The 6,239-nt window shown below is 64.4% G+C and carries 8 protein-coding genes; 5 read left to right on the top strand and 3 right to left on the bottom strand.

Annotation, left to right across the window (positions count from 1 at the left end; all coding sequences use genetic code 11):
* Window positions 1-185 precede the first annotated feature (185 nt).
* Complete coding sequence (locus tag B7X49_RS06325) at window positions 186-884, bottom strand: hypothetical protein (protein ID WP_286703975.1); 699 nt, start codon at window positions 882-884, stop codon at window positions 186-188.
* Between the two features lie 101 nt (window positions 885-985).
* On the opposite strand from B7X49_RS06325, the gene B7X49_RS06320 reads away from it, so the two are divergent.
* The 5 genes from B7X49_RS06320 to arsH all read left to right on the top strand — a co-directional run bounded on the left by B7X49_RS06320 (window position 986) and on the right by arsH (window position 4,713).
* Window positions 986-1,741 (top strand): 2-phosphosulfolactate phosphatase, encoded by a 756-nt coding sequence (locus B7X49_RS06320; RefSeq protein WP_286703974.1) that lies wholly within the window; start codon window positions 986-988, stop codon window positions 1,739-1,741.
* Between the two features lie 193 nt (window positions 1,742-1,934).
* Window positions 1,935-2,300: a helix-turn-helix transcriptional regulator gene (locus B7X49_RS06315; RefSeq protein WP_286703973.1), complete on the top strand. Its 366-nt coding sequence runs from the start codon at window positions 1,935-1,937 to the stop codon at window positions 2,298-2,300.
* Window positions 2,242-2,646, top strand: a complete 405-nt coding sequence (locus B7X49_RS06310) for an ArsC/Spx/MgsR family protein (RefSeq protein WP_353737191.1) — start codon at window positions 2,242-2,244, stop codon at window positions 2,644-2,646. Before B7X49_RS06315 ends, B7X49_RS06310 begins: the two co-directional genes overlap by 59 nt.
* Window positions 2,647-2,708: 62 nt before the next feature.
* Complete coding sequence (locus B7X49_RS06305) at window positions 2,709-4,028, top strand: arsenic transporter (RefSeq protein WP_286703972.1); 1,320 nt, start codon at window positions 2,709-2,711, stop codon at window positions 4,026-4,028.
* Complete coding sequence (gene arsH, locus B7X49_RS06300) at window positions 4,021-4,713, top strand: arsenical resistance protein ArsH (protein ID WP_286703971.1); 693 nt, start codon at window positions 4,021-4,023, stop codon at window positions 4,711-4,713. Before B7X49_RS06305 ends, arsH begins: the two co-directional genes overlap by 8 nt.
* A gap of 26 nt (window positions 4,714-4,739) precedes the next feature.
* On the opposite strand, the gene B7X49_RS06295 is transcribed toward arsH, so the two are convergent.
* Window positions 4,740-5,363, bottom strand: coding sequence for a 2-dehydro-3-deoxy-6-phosphogalactonate aldolase (locus tag B7X49_RS06295; RefSeq protein WP_286703970.1), 624 nt, complete (start codon window positions 5,361-5,363; stop codon window positions 4,740-4,742).
* The gene (locus tag B7X49_RS06290; protein ID WP_286703969.1) at window positions 5,354-6,235 is read right to left on the bottom strand and encodes a 2-dehydro-3-deoxygalactonokinase; all 882 of its coding nucleotides are present in this window, start codon (window positions 6,233-6,235) and stop codon (window positions 5,354-5,356) included. Before B7X49_RS06290 ends, B7X49_RS06295 begins: the two co-directional genes overlap by 10 nt.
* Window positions 6,236-6,239: the final 4 nt, after the last annotated feature.

The following is a 6,239-nucleotide window of genomic DNA, read 5'->3' as shown; positions in this document are numbered from 1 at the left end:
AATCGAAGCCCAACTCGCCGCCATCAAGCGCAAACCACGTCTCGTGCAATCATTCTTCAAAGCACCAAATGTCGCCTATATTACCGACTGCTGAGTAATATGAAATGCCCGATGACCAAGATGCCTGATAAATCCATCCAACGTGCTCGCCAGAACATGGGACGTGCAGTTGTCGAAAAACACGTTCACGCCGCCGCCCGGCGCCCCAGTCCTGCCTCGAACGCCATCGACCGCGCCACCGCACCCACCGAAACCCCATACGCACGCGCCGCGCTTTCAACCCCCAGACCACCACCAGCCGCCGCCAGCACCCCGGTCGGCACGCTCGACTCCGCATCGATCGGCTGCCCGAACGCACGCGCCGGATCGATCAGAATTTTCCGCGCCCGCCCCGCCGGCCACCACGAGGCCGGCACCCCCTGATCGTCAAAATCGATCCCTTTGAGCAGCGGCGTGATGATCTGGCTGAATTCGTACTGTCCCTTGAACAAATCGAGCAATTGCTCCCGCTCACCACCCCGATCGTCGGTCTCGATCGTGCGTAGAAAAATGCCCCGCCCATCGGTCCGAAACTGATTGGTCGAGAGCGGCCGCGCGTCCCCGATCATCGTGCTGGCAAGCCGGATCGCCGCGCGAACCCGCTGCGGCGAAATCCCCAGGCCGATAAACCGGTCCGCGATCCGCACTTCCATCAAATCCCGGAACCCGAGATAAACCTGCCCGTCATCGAGATCGACCTGCGATCGCCAAAGCGGCTCATACTCCCGATCGCCCTTGGAATACCCGCGCAACCACCGGGTGATCCGCGGCGCAGGCACGCCCAGCAACCGGCTTGCATCCGCCGGCGTGTAGAGCCCGATCCCGATCAATCTGTCACCTGCCATAATGAATAGACTCACGCCGCCAACCTGGTGTCAACAAGCTTGAACCCTGATCCCGATCATCCCGCTTGCCCACCCCCCACCCCCCATGGTCAACTCCGCGCGTGACCATCACCCCACCCCAACCCCGCGTCTTCACCGAATGGGGCCACCACGGCGTTATCGCCCTCAAACCCCATGTCGCGGTTCTCATCATCATCGATGTCCTATCCTTCTGTACCGCCGTCGATATCGCGGTCGCGCGCGGCGCCACCATCATCCCGTTCCCCCATGGCGATGCAACAAGCGCCGCCGAAGCCGCCCGCCAGGCCGGCGCCCTCTGCGCCGCCCGTCGCTCACAAAGCGGCGGCTACTCGCTCTCGCCCCACAGCCTCACCACCATAGCACCCGGCACCAAACTCCTCCTGCCCTCACCCAACGGCGCCACCATCACGCTCGCAGCCGGCACAACCCCCATTCTCGCCGGATGCCTGCGCAACGCCACCGCCACCGCCCGTGCCGCGCAAACCATCGCGAACGGCGGCGCCATCGGCATCATCCCCGCCGGCGAACGCTGGGCCGACCACACCATCCGCCCCGCCATCGAAGACTGGCTCGGCGCCGGCGCCATCATCGATGCGCTCAACCTGCCGCTCGACGCCGAATCCGAAACCGCCCGCGCCACCTTCCGCGCACTCCGCCCCGCACTCCACACCATCATCAGCCAATCCCGCTCCGGCCAGGAACTCATCACCCGCGGCTATCAGGCCGACATCACCCTCGCGACCGATCATGACAGCAGCAGCACCGCTTGCATCATGAGAGCGGCGGGCGGGTATCAGCGTTATTTTTCAAACATCCAAGCGAAAGGCCAAGTATAAAAAGTACTTCTTTTTTGTAAAAAAGAAGCAAAAAACTTTTTGACTCTGGGGCACGGTCGTTTTCACCAGCTCGGGCCCAAATTAACAAAGTTTTTTTTGCTTCTTTTTTGTTCACAAAAAAGAAGACTCCCTCTCCTTCAAACCTTGCCTTGACAGCCCCGCCCCACCCCGATATTTCCTCATTTCGATAATCATGGAAACATCAAACCAACCCGACCCCGCCTGGATGGTCACCGCCCTTGCCGCCCTGGCGCATGAGCACCGTCTCGCCGCCTATCGCCTGCTGGTCGAAGCCGGTCCGCCCGGCGTGGCTGCGGGGGAGATTGCCGCGCGCCTCGGCCTCGTGCCCTCGTCGCTCACCTTTCATATCCAGGCCCTGCTGCGTGCCGGCCTGGTCACCCAGCGCCGCGCCAGCCGTCACGTGATTTACGCGGCCGATTTCACCGCAATGAACGGCTTCATCGGCTTTCTGGTGCAAAACTGCTGCGGCCAGGGCGCCGTTGCATGCACCCCGTGCGCCCCACCCCAAACCAATCTCAACCAGGCACAATCGGCATGAGCATCACCATCTATCACAACCCGGCCTGCGGCACTTCGCGCAACGTGCTCGATTTGATCCGCGCGGCCGGGATCGAGCCGACCATCATCGAATATCTGAAAACCCCACCCAGCCGCGCGGAACTGACTGGCCTGATCGCCCGCATGGGCATTCCGTCCGCGCCCTGCTGCGCGAAAAGGGCACGCCCTACGCCGAACTCGGCCTCGATGATGAATCCCTGACCGACGATGCAATGCTCGACGCGATGATGGCACACCCCATCCTGATCAACCGCCCCATCGTGGTCACGGCCGAAACCGTAAAACTCTGCCGCCCCTCCGAAACAGTAAAACCCCTCCTAACCTAAACCAATAAAAGTTCTTTGCTTCTTTCTTACAAGAAAGAAGCCTTCTTTACTTCAGGTTCCCCATGATTTCTCTCGCGATCTTTATCGCCACCCTGACCCTGGTCATCTGGCAACCCCGCGGCCTCGGCATCGGCTGGAGCGCCATGGCCGGCGCGATCGTCGATCTGGCGCTCGGCATCATCCACTGGCGCAACATCCCCACGGTCTGGCACATCGTCTGGAACGCGACCTTCACCTTCATCGCCCTGATCATCATTTCCCTCCTGCTCGATGAGGCCGGGCTGTTTCGCTGGGCCGCGCTGCATGTCGCGCGCTGGGGCCGTGGGCGGGGGCGCATTCTGCTGCCGCTGATCGTCCTGCTCGGTGCGGCCATCGCGGCGGTTTTCGCCAACGACGGCGCCGCCCTGCTGCTCACCCCGATCGTGATGGCGATTCTGCTCAGCCTCGAATTCCCGCCGGCCGCCGCCTTCGCCTTCATCATCGCGACCGGTTTCGTCGCCGATACCACCAGCCTGCCGCTGGTGATTTCCAATCTGGTGAACATCGTCAGCGCCAATGTCTTTCACATCGGCTTCAACCGCTACGCGTTGGTGATGATCCCGATCGACATCGTCGCCCTGCTCGCCACCCTCGCCGTACTCGGCCTGCTGTACCGCCGCACGGTCGATCGAAACTACGCCGTCGCGGCGCTCGAAATCCCCAAAACCGCCATCCGCGACAGGGTGGTGTTCCGCGCCGCCTGGCCGATCCTGCTGATCCTGCTGGCGGCCTATTTCATCACCGCACCGCTCGGCATTCCGGTCTCCTTCGTCACCATCATCGCGGCTCTGCTGCTGCTCGCCATCGCCGCGCGCCTGTTCACCACCGGCCGGCCGATCATCGACATCCGCCGCATTCTGCAAGGCGCACCCTGGCAAGTCGTCATCTTCAGCCTCGGGATGTATCTGGTGGTCTACGGTCTGCGCAACGCCGGGCTGACCAATCATATCGCAGCCGCCCTCAAACTGTTCGCCGCCCACGGCATCTGGGCTGCCGCGCTCGGCACCGGCATTCTCGCCGCACTCCTGTCATCGATCATGAACAACATGCCGAGCGTTCTGGTCGGCGCGCTGGCGATCGAACACCTGCCCAACGTCGCCCCGCACATCCACGATGCCATGGTCTACGCCAACATCATCGGCTGCGACCTCGGGCCGAAATTCACCCCGATCGGCAGCCTCGCCACCCTGCTCTGGCTGCACGTGCTGGCGCAAAAGGGCACCACCATCACCTGGGGCCAGTATATGAAAATCGGCCTGCTGATCACCCCGCCGGTCCTGATCGCGACGCTCGCAGCCCTTGCCCTATGGCTGCCGATCGTGGGATCGACCACCCATGGATGACATGCCCGCCCTGCAGCCTGACCTGCTTGCCCCGCCCGACCTCACCCGCCTGGAGCCCGCCACGCGCGCCACCCATAAACCGCGCGTCCTGCTGCTGTACGGCTCGCTGCGCACCCGCTCCTATTCGCGCCTGCTGACCGAGGAAGCCGCCCGGCTGCTCGACCTCATGGGTGCGGAAACCCGCATCTTCGACCCGCGCGACCTGCCGATCACCGACACCACCACGGCGGATCACCCCAAGGTCCAGGAATTGCGCAACCTGTCGATCTGGTCCGAAGCGCAGGTCTGGTGCAGCCCGGAGCTACACGGCGCGATCACCGGTGTCATCAAAAACCAGATCGACTGGATCCCGCTCGAACTTGGCGCCGTCCGCCCGACCCAGGGCCGGGTTCTCGCCGTCATGCAGGTGTCCGGCGGCTCGCAAAGCTTCAACGCGGTCAACACGCTCCGCCTGCTCGGCCGCTGGATGCGCATGGTCACCATCCCCAACCAATCGAGCGTCGCCAAGGCCTACGAACAATTCGACGAAGCCGGCCGCATGCTCGCCTCACCGTATTACGACGGCCTGGCCGACGTGATGGAAGAACTCATCCGCTTCACCCTGCTGCTGCGCGACCGCGCCCCCTATCTGGTCGACCGCTACAGCGAACGGAAACAATCCAGCCACGACACGTCCCGCCTCTGACCCGCGGCAGGCGTTTGACGTGACGATCAGTTCGGCGCTGCCAGCACCGCGGTAAACCGCGCCGCCTTCGCCGCCACCTGCGCCGGCGTATCGCCACGCTGATACAGTGATCCGCCGATGCCGAACCCGGCGGCACCCGCCGCGAGCCAGGGCGCCATGTTATCCGGCGCGATCCCGCCCACCGGCAGCACCATGGTGCCCGCCGGCAGCACCGCGCGGATCGCCCGCAGCATCGCCGGGCTGCCTGCTTCGGCGGGAAACAGCTTTAGCGCATCCGCCCCCGCCACCAGCAGCGCAAACGCTTCGGCCGGTGTGAAAAACCCTGGTGCAGCCTGAAGATTATGCGCCTTCGCCGCCGCCACGATCGCCGGATCGGCGTGCGGCGTGATAATGATCCGCCCGCCCGCATCGGCCACCGCGGCGACATCCGCCGGCGTCATCACCGTCCCCGCGCCGATCAGCGTGGTCGCACCAAATCGCCGCGCGAGGCGGCCGATGCTTTCGAACGGATCGGGCGAGTTGAGCGGCACCTCGATCACCCGCACCCCCGCGGCGACCAGCACATCACCGATCGCCTCGACCTCGTCCGGCGTCACCCCGCGCAAAATCGCGATCAACGGCGATGCAGCGAGGCATGATTTCAAGTCCATGATGCGCGCTCTCCCAATCGTGCCAGCCCGGCGGCACTTGCCGCCTCATCAACCGCAATCGCCACCCCGCCGCGCGAAGCAATCGCCGTCACATACAACGCCGCCAGCGTGCTCGCGCCGACCACAGCCACCGGCGTTGCAACGCCATCCAGCGCCGCGTTCAACTCATGCCCGATCATCAGGCCGGACAGATAGGCATAAGCCGCCGCCTCGGTCATGCCCTGGCGCAGCACCTGGGTGCGCACGCCGAACGCATGATGCAGCAACCCGCCCGCCGCCGCGGCGCGCGCCACGCCGGCGGTGAATGCCACCGGGTCGATCGGCCCCGCCGCGATGGTGCGCGCCAGAATCGTATGCTCGGCCAGGGCCGCGAACATCTCACCGGTCATATAGGTGCTGAACCGCTCGATCTGCCCGGCCGACACCACCGCCCATTTCGAATGCGTGCCCGGCAGGCAGATCACACGCACCGTGCCATCACATGCAGCGGCACCCAGAATCTGGGTCTCCTCGCCGCGCATGACATCGGCGACGCCGTTTTCATCGATCGTGGCAAGACCGGGAACAATCCGAACCGCCGCCCCCGCGAAAGCAACCGGGGTCAGCCGCGCCGCAATCTCATCGATCCCGGCCGGGCACGGCAGATAGGCCACCTCATGCCAGCCCTGCCGGCTGCCGATCATACCGCATAACAGCACATGGCGTTCGCCGTCCGCCAGCCAGTCACCCACAATGTCACGCAGCACCGGCTCGAACTGACGGTCCGTTATCGCCATGATGCCCTGCGCCGTGGCACGCCTGTCGAGCACCGCACCATCCTGATCGAGCCGCCACGCGCGCAGCGATGTGGTCCCCCAATCGACGCCGATCATCGCG

Source organism: Acidiphilium sp. 34-64-41, assembly GCF_002282635.1.
GTDB lineage: Bacteria > Pseudomonadota > Alphaproteobacteria > Acetobacterales > Acetobacteraceae > Acidiphilium > Acidiphilium rubrum.
The sequence above is the reverse complement of the archived record's forward strand: the minus strand, read 5'-3'. Positions and strand labels throughout refer to the sequence as shown.

What these genes read in the sequence shown, in the direction of transcription:
- B7X49_RS06325 (WP_286703975.1), bottom strand. Translation starts at nt 884, where the DNA reads ATGGCAGGTGACAGATTGATCGGGATCGGGCTCTACACGCCGGCGGAT.
- B7X49_RS06315 (WP_286703973.1), top strand. Translation starts at nt 1,935, where the DNA reads ATGGAAACATCAAACCAACCCGACCCCGCCTGGATGGTCACCGCCCTT.
- B7X49_RS06305 (WP_286703972.1), top strand. Translation starts at nt 2,709, where the DNA reads ATGATTTCTCTCGCGATCTTTATCGCCACCCTGACCCTGGTCATCTGG.
- arsH (WP_286703971.1), top strand. Translation starts at nt 4,021, where the DNA reads ATGGATGACATGCCCGCCCTGCAGCCTGACCTGCTTGCCCCGCCCGAC.
- B7X49_RS06295 (WP_286703970.1), bottom strand. Translation starts at nt 5,363, where the DNA reads ATGGACTTGAAATCATGCCTCGCTGCATCGCCGTTGATCGCGATTTTG.
- B7X49_RS06290 (WP_286703969.1), bottom strand. Translation starts at nt 6,235, where the DNA reads ATGATCGGCGTCGATTGGGGGACCACATCGCTGCGCGCGTGGCGGCTC.